Below are 15,876 nucleotides of genomic sequence, written 5' to 3' on the forward strand. Positions count from 1 at the left end.
CGATTTCCCTGTAGGCCACTGGTCAGACCGGTCATGCCAATTTTATGTTTTCCACTTGTAATCGAGAAAAAATCCAGCGTAGACTGCGCCTGCACTGGACATACCGGTAAGACCACAATAATTAAGTCCTGAATCTGATGTGCTCCGCACACGGCAGCCAGGACACCGACCAGGATTCCTCCCATGCTCAGATGGTGCTCGCGTTCAATCTTCCTCCAAGTGGTTCTCGGACTGGTGCTCGGCATCGTCTGCGGGCTGACCCTTCCCGAATACTCCGCCCAACTCAAACCCCTCGGCGACGGTTTCATCAAGCTGATCAAGATGCTCATCGGCTTGATCGTGTTCTGCGTGGTGGTCAGCGGCATCAGCGGCGCTGGCGACCTGAAAAAGGTCGGGCGCATCGGTCTGAAATCGGTGATCTACTTCGAAGTGCTGACCACCATCGCCCTGGTGATCGGCCTGGTGCTCGCCTTCAGCACCGGCATCGGCAGCGGTGCGAACATTCACCTGGAGCAGCTTTCCGCAGCCGACATGGGCGATATTGCCCAGCGCAGTCAGCACATGCACACCACTGCGCAGTTCTTGATGAACCTGATTCCGACTTCGGTGATCGGTGCCTTTGCCGATAACAATATCCTGCAGGTCCTGCTGTTTTCAGTGTTGTTCGGCAGTGCACTGAATCTGGTGGGCGAGGCGGCATCGGGTATTTCGCGGCTGATCAACGAACTCAGCCATGTGATCTTCCGCATCATGGGCATGATCGTGCGACTGGCACCGATCGGTGTATTCGGTGCGATCGCCTTCACCACCAGCAAATATGGCCTGGACTCGCTGCAGCACCTGGGCAGTCTGGTCGGCCTCTTCTACCTGACCTGCGTTGCCTTCGTGGCCCTGATTCTCGGCCTGGTGATGCGCCTTTCCGGCTTGAAGATGTGGCCGTTGCTCAAGTACCTGCGCGAAGAACTGCTGATCGTCATGGGCACCGCTTCGTCCGACGCGGTGCTGCCACAAATCATGCGCAAGCTTGAGCACCTGGGCATCGGCAGTTCGACGGTCGGGTTGGTGATTCCAACGGGGTACTCGTTCAACCTCGACGGTTTCTCGATCTACCTGACCCTGGCCATCGTGTTCATCGCCAACGCCACCGGCACGCCGCTGGCCATGACTGACCTGCTGACCATTCTGCTGGTGTCGCTGATCACATCCAAAGGCGCCCACGGTATTCCTGGCTCGGCGCTGGTGATTCTGGCGGCCACCCTGACAGCCGTTCCGGCAATTCCGGTGGTGGGCCTGGTACTGGTGCTGGCCGTGGACTGGTTCATGGGCATCGGCCGGGCGCTGACCAACCTGATTGGCAACTGTGTGGCGACCGTGGCCATCGCGCGGTGGGAAAAGGACATCGATGTGCAGCGGGCGAACAAGGTACTTTCCGGCCAGGCGGGTTATACCTTTCAGCCAAGAAAACCGGTTGCTCAAGCGGCAGCCAAAGAATTCTGAATGATCGCCGTGCCTGCCGACCGCAGGCACGGCTCGTGGAGCGAACAAGTGATTACCTCATCAACCGTCGTCAACTCAGTGGTAGAAAAACTTCGGGCCGCTTTGGCCCGAGGTCAGTGGCGCTCCGGCGAAATGTTGCCTGGGCAACGTGAGCTGGCCGAACAACTGGGTATCAGCCGTCCGAGCCTGCGTGAAGCCGTCATCGTTCTGGAAACCCTCGGACTGGTGCGCTCGATGCCGGGCAAAGGCGTGGTGGTGCTCGAAGCCAATCTCGCCGACAGCCAGGCCCATGACAACGCGGTGGCCGCAGCGAGCCTGGAAGACGTGCTGCAACTGCGCTACACCCTTGAGCCATTCATCGTCGGCCTTGTCGCGCAGTCCATCAGCAGCAAGGAAGTCGGGCAACTGCGCCTGACCTTGATGGACATGCGCGAAGCCCTGGAGGCCAATGACAGTGAAGCCGGCGTAAACGCCTACATTGCGTTCCACGAAGAGCTGTTCACGCTGACGTCGAACCCGATCTTCCAGAGTGTGGTGCAGCAAACCAGCAATGCCCTCAAGCAAAGCGCCGAAGTGTTGCGCAACTCCCCGGAGCATCTGGCCGAGCGACTTGAAGAAAACGAAGCCGTGGTGCGGGCAATCCGCAGCAAGAACAGCGCCCAGGCCAGCGCCGAGATGCGCCGGCACATACTGCGCGAAGGTCAACGCATGGGTATCGAACTGAACATCCCGGAAGACAACCTCGGCAGTTGAAACCTCTTCGAACTGGAGATCGGCCATGAACCGCTTCGCCTCGCCACAAACACTCGCCACCCTGCCCGTCCGCCCTTCAGTGGATGATCTGTACTCACGGGTCCTCGAGGCCATTTTCGAGCAGCGCATCCATTCGGCCAGTCGCTTTACGGAAGAAAGCCTTGCGCAGATGTTCGGTGCAAGGCGCAGCGACATGCGGGAGGTGCTGATGCGACTGTCCCATCAGCACATCATCCTCCTTCGCGCCAACCATCGCCCCCGCGTCGCCGAGCCTGATGCCGAGCAGACCCGACAGACACTGCATGCCCGGCGGCTGGCCGAGGTCATGCTGGTGCGGCTGGCCGGTCAGCGAGCGAGCGCGCAAGACTTGAAGCGCCTGCGGACACTGGTCGAAAACGAGCGTCAATGCGCCGAGCGTGGCCGGGCGATTCGTTTGTCGGGAGAGTTTCATTTGCAGTTGGCACAAATGGCGGGAAATGCACCGCTAGCGCATTTTCTTGAAAGCCTGGTACCACTGACTTCGTTGGCGATTGCGCAGTGTGAGGAGCAGATGCACAGCTGTTGTGCCTGGCAGGATCATTTGGCGATTGTTGATGCTGTTGAACGTGGAAATACTGCGACAGCGACCATGCTGATTAACCGGCATCTGGATCTTCTGGAACAGACACTGCTCAATACAGCCCGTGAACATTGTGTTGCCGGCTAGATCGCATCGCGGGCAAGCCCGCTCCCACAGTGTTCGAGGATGAGCACAGACATTGTGTTCAACCAGAAACCTGTGGGAGCCGGGCTTGCCCGCGATGGCGTCCTCAAAGACACCATAAAAACCTCAGACCGCCGCCACCCGTGCAAACCCCTCACGAATTTTCTCTTCCGGCAAATCGTCAGCAATGAACACGATCACGCTCTCGCGCACTTCGTCTTCAGCCCATTCGGTATCCCAGTCGAAGCCATAAAGTTTCAGTACCCCCTGAAACACCATGCGCCGTGGTTCGCCGAGGATGCTCAACACGCCTTTGTAGCGCAGCAACTGCTTGCCATGCGCTTCCAGCAGTTCGTTCATGAACTCGCTGAGCTTGTCGATATCCAGCGGCTTTTCAGTGCGCAGGACCAGACTGGAAATACGATCGATGGACGGTGCCTGGCTGACCGGTCGCAAACTCACACCACCACCGAGGTCGGCGTTGAGATTGAAACCGCGTACGTCCAGCAATTCGGCCAGGTCGATCTTGCCGTGGTCGACCACGCGGATCGGCGCACGACGGTTGATGCGGGTCAGGCGGTTGCTCAACGCGGTGAAGGTCGGTTCGTCTACCAGATCGCGCTTGCTCACCAGCAAGCGGTCGGCGAAACCGATCTGCGCCTGGGCGATGGTCTGGGTCAGGTGCGAGTCGGCATGTGCCGCGTCGACCAGCGTGATGATGCCGTCGAGGATATAGCGCTCGCGCAGTTCTTCATCGATGAAGAAGGTTTGCGCCACCGGTGCTGGGTCGGCCAGGCCGGTGCATTCGATCACCAGTCGGTCGAAGGCAATGTCGCCCTGGTCCAGACGTTCGAGCAGCAGATAAAGCGCTTTGGTCAGGTCGGTATGGATGGTGCAGCAGACGCAGCCGTTGGAGAGCGTCATCACTTGGACCGGTTCATCACCCAACAACTGGGTATCGATGCCGGCGTCGCTGAATTCGTTCTCGATCACGGCGATTTTCAGCCCGTGCTCGGCTTTGAGCAGGTGGCGCAACAGGGTGGTCTTGCCGGCGCCGAGGAAGCCGCTGAGGATCGTGACCGGGATGGGGGAGGACAAACGGGTTCTCCTTGGAAATGGAAACGCAAAAACAACTGTAGGAGCGAGCTTGCTCGCGATGGACGCAAGGATAACGCGAGCATTCAGACAGCACGCGTTATCGTTGACGTCCATCGCGAGCAAGCTCGCTCCCACAAGATCAACAGCACTTCGGCCCACCCTTGCCACCGTAACGGGCTTCCTGACGCTCCCGAAAGAACATCTCGTAGCTCATCACCGGTTTGTCCGGGTGCTTGGTCTGCATGTGCTCGACGTAGTTGTCGTAGTCGGGCATGCCGACCATCAGGCGCGCGGCCTGACCGAGGTATTTACCGAGGCGACTCAGGTCATTGAACATGATGCAAATCCTCGATCACGCTTCCGGCAGCGCCTGGAATGGCGCTTCTTTATCCGTACGCTCTTTGCTGCCCCAGGCGGAAATACCGACCTTGAGCGCATAGAACAGGATGCTGAACACCACGCACAGGAACAGCGCGGTCAGCGCGGCGTTGGTGTAGGCGTTGAAAATCACGTGCTGCATCTGCGTGATGTCCTTGGCCGGGGCGAGGATCTGGCCGTTAGCCAATGCATCGCTGTATTTTTTCGCCAGGGCGAGGAAGCCGATCGCCGGGTTGGCATCGAACAGCTTGATGAAACCGGCGGTGGTGGTGCAGATCAGCAACCACATGGCTGGCACCAGTGTCACCCAAATGTAGCGCTGGCGCTTCATCTTGATCAGCACCACGGTGCCGAGCATCAGCGCGATACCGGCCAGCATCTGGTTGGAGATACCGAACAGCGGCCACAAGGTGTTGATGCCACCCAGCGGGTCGATCACGCCCTGGTACAGCAGATAACCCCACATGGCCACGCAACCGGCGGTGGCGATCAGGTTGGCGGTCCAGGATTCGGTGCGGCGCAGGGCCGGCACGAACGAACCGAGCAGATCCTGAAGCATGAAGCGCCCGGCACGGGTACCGGCGTCGACTGCGGTCAGGATGAACAGCGCTTCGAACAGGATCGCGAAGTGGTACCAGAAAGCCATGGTGTTCTCGCCCGGCAGAACACTGTGCAGGATCTGTGCGATCCCCACCGCCAAGGTCGGCGCACCACCGGCACGGGCCAGGATGGTGGTTTCCCCGATGTCATGGGCCACTGCTTGCAGGGCTTCCGGCGTGATCGCGAAGCCCCAGTTACTGACGACTGTCGCAACGGCCACAACATCACCGCCGACCACGGCCGCCGGGCTGTTCATGGCGAAGTACACGCCAGGCTCGATCACCGACGCCGCGACCATCGCCATGATGGCCACGAACGATTCCATCAGCATGCCACCGTAACCGATGTAGCGGGCATTGGTTTCGTTATCCAGCAGCTTCGGTGTGGTACCGGAAGAGATCAGCGCGTGGAAACCCGAGACCGCGCCACAGGCGATGGTGATGAACAGGAACGGGAACAGACCGCCCTTCCATACCGGGCCGGTGCCGTCGATGAACTGGGTCATGGCCGGCATTTTCAGCTCGGGCATGGTCACCAGGATACCGATGGCCAAAGCCACGATGGTGCCGATTTTCAGGAAGGTCGACAGGTAGTCACGCGGTGCCAGGATCAGCCACACCGGCAACACGGCGGCAACGAAACCGTAGCCGATCAGCATCCAGGTGATTTGTACGCCAGTAAAGCTGAACGCCTTGGCCCACACCGGATCCGCGGCAATCTGCCCACCGAGCCAGATCGAACCGAGCAGCAACAGCACGCCGATCACCGAGATCTCACCGATGCGACCCGGGCGGATGTAGCGCATGTAGATGCCCATGAACATCGCGATCGGGATGGTCGCCATCACCGTGAAAATGCCCCAAGGGCTCTCGGCCAGGGCCTTGACCACGATCAGCGCCAGCACCGCGAGGATGATGATCATGATCAGGAAGCAACCGAATAGCGCGATGGTGCCGGGGATGCGGCCCATTTCTTCACGGACCATGTCGCCCAGGGAGCGGCCGTTGCGGCGGGTGGACATGAACAGGACCATGAAGTCCTGCACGGCACCGGCCAGCACCACGCCGGCGATCAGCCACAGCGTGCCGGGCAGGTAGCCCATCTGCGCCGCCAGTACCGGACCGACCAGCGGACCGGCACCGGCAATGGCCGCGAAGTGGTGACCGAACAGCACGTGTTTGTTGGTCGGAACATAGTCCAGACCATCGTTATTGAGCACAGCCGGCGTGGCCCGTCGCGCATCGAGCTGCATGACATTGTTGGCGATGAACAGACTGTAGTAACGGTATGCAACCAGATAGATGGCCACGGCAGCGACCACAATCCACAAGGCATTGATTGCCTCCCCTCGGCGTAATGCCACAACACCCAGGGCGCACGCACCTACGATTGCCAGCACCAGCCAGGGCAGATGGCGTAGCGGGCTATTATTATTTTTCATTTTATTATTCCAGCCAGAGTGGACAAGAAAGACAGCCACACCGAGTTTAGCGCTCCTGACGGCAAAGGCCATACCCCGACATAGGTCTGGACACCCGCCAGCGCTGGCAGCCTTGAAGAATGCCGGTCTATAGTCAGCGTACATCTACGAGGATCGTGCCATGAGCGAGCACCCCGCCGACCGTCGCCGCTTCAAACGTATTGCATTCGATGCCAGAACCGAGCTGAGTCAGGGTGAGTTCACCTGGTCGGTGAAGTTGGTTGATCTGTCGTTCAAAGGGGTGCTGATTGAGCGACCCGATTCGTGGCAGGGCAATCCGCAGCAGGATTTTCTGATCGACATTCATCTGAGCGAAGACGTCGACATCACCATGGATGCGCAACTGGCCCACGATGACCATGATCAACTGGGCTTTGCCTGCCTGCACATCAGTCTGGAGTCCATCGAACGGCTGCGACGGCTGATCGAACTCAACCTCGCTAATCCACAGGAGCTGGAACGAGAATTGGGTGCGCCGATCGAGATCTAGCCATCAGCGAAAATCATTGTGGGAGCGAGCTTGCTCGCGATGGCGGCTGTTCAGTCAATAAAGAGATTGTCTGAACCAATGCTTTCGCGAGCAAGCTCGCTCCCACAGGTTTTTGTTCCACCTGCAAGTCACTCGAACAGTGCGTCTAGCGCCTGTTCCAGGCGAGTCACGGCAATAACCTGCAACCCCGGTGGCGCCTCCTTCGGTGCATTACCCTTGGGCACGATGGCCCGCTTGAAGCCGTGCTTGGCAGCCTCTTTCAAACGTTCCTGACCGCTTGGCACCGGTCGCACCTCACCGGAAAGCCCCACTTCGCCGAACACCAGCAGATCGTGAGGCAGCGGTCGGTTACGCAAACTGGACATCACCGCTGCCATCAACGCCAGATCGGACGCGGTTTCGAGCACCTTGACCCCGCCGACCACGTTGAGAAACACGTCCTGGTCGTGGGTCGGAATGCCACCATGACGGTGCAACACCGCCAGCAACATCGCCAACCGGTTTTGATCCAGCCCCAGCGTGACCCGCCGCGGGTTGGCCAAATGACTATCGTCCACCAGCGCCTGCACCTCCACCAGCATCGGTCGCGTGCCTTCCCACGTCGCCATTACCACACTGCCCGGGACTTCTTCCTGGGCACGGGTCAGAAAAATCGCCGAAGGGTTGGAGACTTCTTTCAGGCCCTTGTCAGTCATGCCGAACACGCCCAGTTCATTGACTGCACCGAAACGGTTCTTCACCGCCCGCAGCAGACGCAGACGCCCGTCGGACTCGCCTTCGAAATACAGCACAGTGTCGACCATGTGCTCCAGAACCCGAGGGCCCGCCAGCGCGCCTTCCTTGGTGACGTGGCCCACCAGGAAAATCGCCGTACCGCTCTGCTTGGCATAACGCACCAGCAACGCCGCGCTTTCACGCACCTGGGATACACCACCCGGTGCCGATTGCAGTTGCTCGGTAAAGATCGTCTGGATCGAGTCGATCACCATCACCCGGGGCTTTTCCTGGCGGGCCGTGGCAATGATGGCTTCGATGCAGGTTTCGGTCATGACCCGCAGTTGATCCTGAGGCAAACCCAGGCGTCGCGCACGCATGGCCACTTGCTGTTGGGATTCTTCACCGGTGACGTACAGCGCCGGCATGCTCTTGGCGAGGTTACACAACGTTTGCAACAGAATGGTCGACTTGCCGATGCCCGGATCGCCACCGATCAGCACCACAGAGCCATCCACCAGGCCACCACCCAGAACCCGGTCGAGTTCGCTGGAAGCGGTGGAGAAGCGAGGAACTTCTTCGACACTGACTTCGGCCAGCGTCTTGATCTGCGCCTGCTGCCCGGCCCAGCCGGTCCGACCGCTGGGGGCGGCTGCCCCGCCGCTTTCCACCATGGTTTCGGTGAGCGTGTTCCAGGCCCCGCATTCACCACACTGGCCGGCCCATTTGGGGAAGGTTGAGCCGCACTCGGTGCAGCCGTACATGCGCTTGGCCTTGGCCATCGGAACTCCCGGAAAAAAACGCGATGATAGCTCAGCTGAGGCTCGCGAGTGCGGCCAGATATTTTATAATCCCTTGAATGATGTCAAATAGCCTTATTACATTCGTGTTTTGTTGAAACACGACCGCCATACAAAAACCTTGTATAAGTTTCCACCCAACACACTCAAAAAACTCTTGATACGAGCCTCACTACTGCCTTAAAAACTTATACAAGATTTATTCACTTTCATACCTGATGCACAACTTAAAAACACTCAAACAAAACCGAGTCCAAACTAACAAAACAGTTAACAGCACTGCAGTCAATTTCAATGGCGGCTTTTTGTTTAACAACTACCCGAACAATTTCAAAACCCCAACTCAAGGATGGTCCTTCAACCTGGTTCGCTCATACAGCGAAGTCATATCGCTGAAAAAAATCCAAAAGCGAACCGCCGCAGACGGGCTGACCGGCCCACAGATGAGATCAATCGGCGAGTTCTCCATGACCACCCGGATCGATTGCCGGCAAGCACGGCACGCCGTTGACTCGAGCAGAATGCGATTGGCTGATTTACACTGCGCACATCAACCTCATCTGTAACAAGGAAATAACCTATGGGCGTGCTAAACGAGTTCAAGGCCTTCGCGGTCAAAGGCAACGTGGTCGACATGGCCGTCGGCATCATCATCGGCGCGGCCTTCGGCAAGATCGTTACATCGTTTGTCGGAGACCTGGTCATGCCGCCAATCGGGATGCTGATCGGTGGCGTGGACTTCAGTGATCTGGCCATAACGCTCAAGGCAGCAGAGGGTACGACTCCGGCGGTGGTGCTGGCCTATGGCAAATTCATCCAGACCATCATCGACTTCATCATCGTCGCCCTCGCGATCTTCGTGGGCGTCAAGGCCATCAACCGCCTGAAGCGCGAAGAGGCCGTGGCCCCTAGCCTGCCGCCAGTTCCAACCAAGGAAGAAGAGTTGCTGGGCGAGATCCGCGACTTGCTCAAGGTCCAGAACAACCGGCCTTGACCGCACCCGCATAAAAACGGCGCCTTTCCGAGGCGCCGTTTTTTTTTACCAGAAGTTTTCCACCGCCACCTGACCGGGTCGCCGGCTGAGGCTCAAGTGCATGCCCCGCTGTTTAAGCAGCTTGCGCGTGTCATCGATCATCTGCGGATTGCCGCACAGCATGACCCGTGAGTGTTCAGGCGTCAGCGCAACACCCGCGGTGCGCTCCAGTTCGCCGCTTTCAATCAGTGTGGTGATACGCCCGTTCAATGAGCCAGGATGCTGTTCACGAGTGACCGTGGTGATCAATTGCAGTTTGTGTGCGTACTCGGCCAGATAGTCACGTTGCGTCAGCCCCGCGATCAGCTCCTGATAAGCCAGTTCCCGGGCTTCACGAACGCTGTAGACCAGGATAATCCGCTCGAATCTCTCCCAGACTTCGAAGTCCTGCAGTATCGACAGGAACGGCGCCACGCCGGTCCCGGTGGATAACAGCCATAGATCGCGCCCATCGACAAAACGGTCCGGCGTCAGGTAGCCAAAGGCTTGGCGGTCGACCAGCAATTTGTCGCCAACAACCAACCGGCTGAGCTCGCTGGTGAACTCACCGCCCGGTACGACAATGGAAAAGAACTCGAGGAACTCGTCAAAGGGTGAGGACACCATGGAGTAAGCGCGCCATACCGTGCTGCCATCAGCCCTGGTGACGCCCAACCGGGCAAACTGCCCCGCCCGAAAACGAAACCCCGCATCCCGCGTGGCACGCAGGGTAAACAGGTTCGGGGTCAACGGATGAACCTCGAGCAAGGTCTGACGGGTAAATTTTTCTTCGCTGACGGACATGGAAGGCTCCAATCAATAGATACCTCAGTGTCCCGCAAAGACGGCAGCATAAACACAGACATTTTGTAGTGTTATTGAATGTGCAACTTATTGATTATTCGAATCGAGAAACACCAGCCAACTTAAAATGACATATGGCATTTAACATTTCACGCACGACTTAAGAACCCGGCACACAGTTTTTCAGCAGTTAAAAGAGCAAATTCGTTGGACTACAGTTTTCGGAAATGTCCTACACTCCGTCACGTGCCGGATCTCGGATCCAAAACCGGCACCCTCCGGGAACATACTGTTGGAGACCCCGTATATGGAAATCTGGAAGGAGTCACAGCTTCAACTGCTTTCTCAAACACAGGACATTAATACGGCCTATCGAATATCACTGAATTTCGTCAGGAACCTTGGATATAAATTTTGTGCCTTTTCAACCATTTCAGCCAACAGTCGCACTGATTGCTGCCCCGTCAACCTGAACAACTATCCACACAACTGGAACACACAGTATGAACAAAGCAATGCCAGCGAGATTGACCCAGTAGCGGCCTATTGCAATCACTCCATGCTACCCGTGCTTTGGAGCAAAGAGCTCTTCTGCGCAACCCCGTGGTTATGGCAACTGCTGCAACAGCAAGGCTTGGCGCATGGCTGGTCGCAAGCAATCCACGATGAAGAAACCGGCCTGCGCAGCATTCTCAGCCTGGCCCGAAGCCATTGCCCGATTTCAGCCTATGAGCTGTACGAGAATCTTGGATTCTCGGTGTTCATCAGTCGCCACCTGCACGCCCTGGCGATCGGGATGCAACCGAAAAAACCGGTTCGCACTCAAGCGCCCCCCTTGTCACGGCGGGAAATCGAAGTATTGAAACTGTCGGCCGATGGCAAGACGGCTTATGAAATTGCCAGGATCCTCAATTTGAGTGAACGCACGGTCAACTTTCATGTGCACAGGGCTATCGAAAAGCTCGGCGTCAACAACAAGATGGCGGCAGTCATGGCCGCGGTCCGGGCCAAAGTCATCTGAAAACGCCCGACTGCGGGAAAACCTGCGGGTAATCCAGACAAAAAAAACGTACCATTTGCGGTCCCTCCTGAGTGATGGCGTGTAAACCTTCACGACGCAGTACACTCGGACGGCTCCGCCCGCACCAACGCCTGAGGGCAGCGGGACATCCGTTGATTACCCAGAGCCCCGCCCCATGCCTTTGCTCGAAACACCCTTCGCCAGCCTCGACCTGATCCGCCAGCCTGAACAGCAGAACGAACCGTTGCAAGCTTTCGATGCGGCTGATGAATACCTGCTTAACCATCTGGCCGAACAGCAACCGACGGCCGATACCCGGGTATTGGTGCTCAACGACAGTTTCGGCGCCTTGGCGGCCAGCCTGGCGGGCAAGGTGCGGGTAGTCAGCAGCGGTGATTCATTCCTGGCCTTGCAGGGTCTTGAAAAGAACCTGGTGCGCAACGGCCTGGCGTTTGATGCGGTACCGAGCGTCCCCGCCAGCGAGCCCCCCGTCGGGCCATTCGACTGCGTGCTGATCCGCGTACCGAAAACCCTGGCATTGCTGGAAGAGCAACTGATCCGCCTGCAAGGCCAACTGGCACCCGGCGCCCAAGTGGTCGCCGCGGCCATGATCAAGCACCTGCCTCGGGCAGCGGGCGATTTGCTGGAGCGTTACATCGGCCCCGTACAAGCTTCGCTGGCGGTGAAGAAGGCGCGGTTGTTGATTGCCACGGCGCAAGACAAACCCTCGGTTGAGTCGCCTTACCCGACACGCTACAGACTCGACGAACCGGCTATCGAACTGCTCAACCACGCCAATGTGTTTTGCCGCGAAGGCCTGGACATTGGCACCCGGGCGTTTTTGCCACACCTGCCGAAAAACCTTGGCTCGGCGCGGGTTGCCGATCTCGGCTGCGGCAACGGCGTCCTGGCCATCGCCAGCGCCCTGCAAAACCCCGAGGCCCACTACACGCTGGTGGACGAATCGTTCATGGCCGTGCAATCGGCTGCCGAAAACTGGCGCGCAGCGTTGGGTGAGCGGGAAGTGATCGTGCGTGCCGGCGATGGACTGGCCGGCCAGGAAGCGCAATCGCTTGACGTGGTGCTGTGCAATCCGCCGTTTCACCAGCAACAGGTCGTGGGCGACTTCCTGGCCTGGCGGATGTTCCAGCAAGCGCGCGAAGCGCTGGTTGTGGGCGGCGCGCTGTACATCGTCGGCAATCGTCACCTGGGTTACCACAGCAAGCTGGCGCGATTGTTCCGTGGCGTCGAGCAAGTGGCGGCCAATCCGAAATTCGTGATTTTCAAGGCGCGCAAGTAACAGGCAAAAAAAACCCTCCGCTCGGAGGGTTATAAATCCGCGCCTTGAGGCTGCGGGAGAGATGTCAGTGCGTCGTCAGGCCGGCCGCGTTCATGAACAGACGCATCAGGCTGGCGACGATGAACAAGGCGCCCACGCTACCGACCCAGATCAGGGCCAACCAGCCAAGCCGCTGCCACAGCGGTTTTTTTTCGGCTTCTTCGATGTCGTGCAGAGAATGTTTGCCGTTCATTGATAAATCCTCCGAGTTAGATCGATGGCGTCTGTCAGGACGCCATCGCGAGCAAGCTCGCTCCCACAACAGGGCTAGTGGTAACCGTCTTCATGGGTGACCTTGCCGCGGAACACGTAGTAGCTCCAGAAGGTGTAGCCCAGGATGAACGGGATGATGAACAGCGTGCCCACCAGCATGAAACCCTGGCTTTGCGGCGGCGCGGCGGCGTCCCAGATCGAGATCGACGGCGGGATGATGTTCGGCCACAAGCTGATGCCCAACCCGCTGTAACCGAGGAAGATCAGCACCAGGGTCAACAGGAACGGCGTGTAGTGCGCGTTGCGGGCCACGGCGCGGATCAGGCCGTACATCGTCACCAGCACCAGAATCGGCACCGGCATGAACCAGAACAGATTCGGCATGGTGAACCAGCGTGCGGCAATTTCCGGGTGGGCCAACGGGGTCCAGATGCTGACGATGCCGATCACCGCCAGCAGTACGAAGGCCAATGGCCGTGCCAGGTCATGCATCTGCTCCTGCAACTTGCCTTCGGTCTTCATGATCAGCCAGGTGCAACCGAGCAGCGCATAGGCCACCACCAGTGCCGCGCCACAGAACATCGTGAACGGTGTCAGCCAGTCCAGTGAACCACCGGCGAACTGCCGGTTGACCACCGGCAGCCCATCGATGAACGCACCGAGCGCAACGCCCTGGAAGAACGTCGCGGTGACCGAGCCACCGATGAACGCCTTGTCCCACAGGTGGCGCTTGTCGTCCCTGGCCTTGAAGCGGAACTCGAAGGCCACACCGCGGAAGATCAGCCCGATCAACATCAGGATCAGCGGCAGGTACAACGCCGAGAGCACCACCGAATAGGCCAGCGGAAACGCGCCGAACAATGCCGCGCCGCCCAACACCAGCCAGGTCTCGTTGCCGTCCCAGACCGGGGCGACGGTGTTCATCATCACATCGCGATCGGTCTTGCCCGGAATGAACGGGAAGAGAATGCCGATGCCCAGGTCGAAACCGTCCATGACCACGTACATCATGATGCCGAAGATGATGATCACGGCCCAGATCAGCGGAAGATCAATACCCATGATTCAAATCTCCTTGGTCAGGCTGTGGCCGGCATCGGTGTGATCGTCATCGGCTGCGGACAGCGGACGGGCCGGTGTGCGTTTCTGGCCTGGGCCTCCGTCGTTGGTTTCCTTGCCTTCGTCGATCTTCGGCCCCTTGCGCACCAGGCGCATCATGTAGCCAAGACCGGCGCCAAACAGGGCGAAATACACCACGACGAACAGGATCAGGGTGATGCTCATCTGCATGACGCTATGGTTGGACGACGCATCCGCCGTGCGCATCAGGCCGTAGACCACCCACGGCTGACGGCCGATTTCGGTGGTGAACCAGCCGGCGAGGATCGCGATCAGGCCTGACGGCCCCATCCACAACGCCAGGTACAGGAACGGCCGCGAGGTGTAGAGGGTGTCACGCTTGCGCAGCCACAGGCTCCACAAACCGGTGAAGATCATCAGCAAACCCAGGCCCACCATGATCCGGAACGACCAGAACACAATGGTCGAATTTGGCCGGTCTTCAGGCGGGAACTCCTTGAGCGCCGGGACTTGCTTGTCCAGCGAGTGAGTCAATATCAGGCTGCCCAGGTACGGGATCTCGACGGCGAACCTGGTTTTTTCCTCCTTCATGTCCGGCCAGCCGAACAGGATCAGCGGAGTCGCCTCGTTACCCTTGTTTTCCCAGTGCCCCTCGATCGCGGCGATTTTCGCCGGCTGATGTTCAAGTGTATTGAGGCCGTGGAAGTCGCCGATGACCGCCTGGATCGGCGCGACAATCAATGCCATCCACATGGCCATCGAGAGCATTTTGCGGATCGCCGGGTTGTCTTTGCCACGCAGCAAATGCCAGGCCGCAGAGGCCCCCACGAAGAAGGCCGTGGCTACAAACGCCGCAGTGGCCATGTGCATCAGGCGATAGGGGAACGACGGGTTGAAGATCACTGCCAGCCAGTCGGTGGGTATGACCTGCCCGTTGACGATCTCGAAGCCCTGGGGGGTCTGCATCCAGCTGTTGGACGCGAGAATCCAGAAGGTCGAGATCAGCGTACCGATGGCCACCATCACGGTGGCGAAGAAGTGCAGGCCACGCCCGACCTTGTTCCAGCCAAACAGCATGACCCCCAGGAACCCCGCCTCGAGGAAGAACGCCGTGAGCACTTCATAGGTCAGCAACGGCCCGGTAACCGATCCGGCGAAGTCCGAGAAGCGGCTCCAGTTGGTACCGAACTGATAGGCCATGACCAGGCCGGAAACCACGCCCATGCCGAAGTTGACGGCAAAGATCTTCGACCAGAAATGGTAGAGGTCACGGTAGGTGTCGTTATGGGTTTTCAGCCACAGGCCTTCGAGTACCGCCAGGTAACTCGCCAGGCCGATGGTGATGGCCGGAAACAGGATGTGGAACGAGATGGTGAACGCGAACTGGATTCGGGCGAGATCAAGTGCCTCTAAACCGAACATAAGTCTTCCTCTGTCAGGTAGTACGGCTGCTGGCTGGAAGCCTGCACCCACGGCCCCCACGGAAATGGAGTGTGGCGAATCTCTGTTTGTTCTTTTTTTGCACGCATCACTACGCAGGGAGTCTGGCCTTGCGGCCGCCGGATCAATTCCTTTTGCGGGTTTTGATCTGGATCAATCAACGTTGAAAGAGTAGTCCCAATTTCGGGGATGAACCGCGTGGTCTATTGCCGCGTGACAAGTTGCCTCATGGCCTTGGTCACGAGCTGAAATACATTTCCTGTGGGAGCGGGCTTGCTCGCGAAGGCTGAGTGTCAGTCAACATTGATGTTGAAGCTGATGCCCCCTTCGCGAGCAAGTCGAATCGTCGCACCGCCGCTCCCACAGGAAAATCGATGTCTGGCTAACTAAATTTTTAGTCATGGCAACTTCTTGTTACAGGTTGGTGATAATCTCGCTGTTCCCCTCCCCCCAG

The 15,876-nt window shown here is 58.5% G+C and carries 15 protein-coding genes; 7 read left to right on the plus strand and 8 right to left on the minus strand.

The window, feature by feature from the left end; genetic code table 11:
• Positions 1-183 precede the first annotated feature (183 nt).
• From PPUTUW4_RS23850 to PPUTUW4_RS23860, 3 genes are read left to right on the plus strand one after another with little or no spacing between them, the layout of a single operon-like run.
• Positions 184-1,497, plus strand: a complete 1,314-nt coding sequence (locus PPUTUW4_RS23850; protein WP_015096905.1) for a C4-dicarboxylate transporter DctA — start codon at positions 184-186, stop codon at positions 1,495-1,497.
• 48 nt (positions 1,498-1,545) lie between these two features.
• A complete protein-coding gene (locus PPUTUW4_RS23855; RefSeq protein ID WP_041475084.1) occupies positions 1,546-2,250 on the plus strand; it encodes a FadR/GntR family transcriptional regulator in 705 nt (234 codons plus the stop codon).
• A gap of 25 nt (positions 2,251-2,275) precedes the next feature.
• Positions 2,276-2,956 carry a GntR family transcriptional regulator gene (locus PPUTUW4_RS23860; protein WP_015096907.1) on the plus strand — a complete coding sequence of 227 codons (681 nt, stop codon included), beginning with the start codon at positions 2,276-2,278 and terminating at the stop codon, positions 2,954-2,956.
• Between the two features lie 123 nt (positions 2,957-3,079).
• On the opposite strand, the gene yjiA is transcribed toward PPUTUW4_RS23860, so the two are convergent.
• The 3 genes from yjiA to PPUTUW4_RS23875 all read right to left on the minus strand — a co-directional run bounded on the left by yjiA (position 3,080) and on the right by PPUTUW4_RS23875 (position 6,470).
• On the minus strand, positions 3,080-4,051 hold the full coding sequence (gene yjiA / locus PPUTUW4_RS23865; RefSeq protein ID WP_015096908.1) for a GTPase: 972 nt from the start codon (positions 4,049-4,051) through the stop codon (positions 3,080-3,082).
• 139 nt (positions 4,052-4,190) lie between these two features.
• Positions 4,191-4,388 carry a YbdD/YjiX family protein gene (locus PPUTUW4_RS23870; RefSeq protein ID WP_007895266.1) on the minus strand — a complete coding sequence of 66 codons (198 nt, stop codon included), beginning with the start codon at positions 4,386-4,388 and terminating at the stop codon, positions 4,191-4,193.
• A gap of 15 nt (positions 4,389-4,403) precedes the next feature.
• A complete protein-coding gene (locus tag PPUTUW4_RS23875) occupies positions 4,404-6,470 on the minus strand; it encodes a carbon starvation CstA family protein (RefSeq protein ID WP_015096909.1) in 2,067 nt (688 codons plus the stop codon).
• 160 nt (positions 6,471-6,630) lie between these two features.
• Between PPUTUW4_RS23875 and PPUTUW4_RS23880 the strand changes: the two genes are divergently transcribed.
• Positions 6,631-6,999, plus strand: a complete 369-nt coding sequence (locus tag PPUTUW4_RS23880) for a PilZ domain-containing protein (RefSeq protein WP_015096910.1) — start codon at positions 6,631-6,633, stop codon at positions 6,997-6,999.
• 128 nt (positions 7,000-7,127) lie between these two features.
• Here PPUTUW4_RS23880 and radA read toward each other — a convergent pair whose 3' ends face one another.
• A complete protein-coding gene (gene radA, locus PPUTUW4_RS23885) occupies positions 7,128-8,495 on the minus strand; it encodes a DNA repair protein RadA (protein WP_015096911.1) in 1,368 nt (455 codons plus the stop codon).
• Positions 8,496-9,093: 598 nt separating this feature from the next.
• Here radA and mscL point away from each other — a divergent pair.
• Positions 9,094-9,507, plus strand: a complete 414-nt coding sequence (gene mscL, locus PPUTUW4_RS23890) for a large-conductance mechanosensitive channel protein MscL (protein WP_015096912.1) — start codon at positions 9,094-9,096, stop codon at positions 9,505-9,507.
• Between the two features lie 45 nt (positions 9,508-9,552).
• Here the strand turns inward: mscL and PPUTUW4_RS23895 are convergent, their stop codons facing one another.
• Entirely contained in the window at positions 9,553-10,329 is a 777-nt protein-coding gene (locus PPUTUW4_RS23895; RefSeq protein ID WP_015096913.1) for a ferredoxin--NADP reductase, read from the minus strand.
• Between the two features lie 307 nt (positions 10,330-10,636).
• Here PPUTUW4_RS23895 and PPUTUW4_RS23900 point away from each other — a divergent pair, with 307 nt between their 5' ends.
• Together PPUTUW4_RS23900 and PPUTUW4_RS23905 are read left to right on the plus strand one after the other, a co-directional pair.
• On the plus strand, positions 10,637-11,350 hold the full coding sequence (locus tag PPUTUW4_RS23900; protein WP_015096914.1) for a LuxR family transcriptional regulator: 714 nt from the start codon (positions 10,637-10,639) through the stop codon (positions 11,348-11,350).
• A 175-nt stretch (positions 11,351-11,525) separates the two neighbouring features.
• A complete protein-coding gene (locus tag PPUTUW4_RS23905; RefSeq protein ID WP_015096915.1) occupies positions 11,526-12,650 on the plus strand; it encodes a methyltransferase in 1,125 nt (374 codons plus the stop codon).
• 64 nt (positions 12,651-12,714) lie between these two features.
• Here PPUTUW4_RS23905 and PPUTUW4_RS28455 read toward each other — a convergent pair whose 3' ends face one another.
• The 3 genes from PPUTUW4_RS28455 to PPUTUW4_RS23915 form a co-directional block, all read right to left on the minus strand.
• A complete protein-coding gene (locus PPUTUW4_RS28455) occupies positions 12,715-12,882 on the minus strand; it encodes a DUF2474 domain-containing protein (protein ID WP_015096916.1) in 168 nt (55 codons plus the stop codon).
• Between the two features lie 74 nt (positions 12,883-12,956).
• Entirely contained in the window at positions 12,957-13,964 is a 1,008-nt protein-coding gene (gene cydB, locus PPUTUW4_RS23910; protein WP_015096917.1) for a cytochrome d ubiquinol oxidase subunit II, read from the minus strand.
• A 3-nt stretch (positions 13,965-13,967) separates the two neighbouring features.
• A complete protein-coding gene (locus PPUTUW4_RS23915; RefSeq protein ID WP_015096918.1) occupies positions 13,968-15,404 on the minus strand; it encodes a cytochrome ubiquinol oxidase subunit I in 1,437 nt (478 codons plus the stop codon).
• Positions 15,405-15,876: the final 472 nt, after the last annotated feature.

It is taken from the genome of Pseudomonas sp. UW4 (assembly GCF_000316175.1).
In the GTDB taxonomy this organism is placed as follows: domain Bacteria; phylum Pseudomonadota; class Gammaproteobacteria; order Pseudomonadales; family Pseudomonadaceae; genus Aquipseudomonas; species Aquipseudomonas laurylsulfatiphila.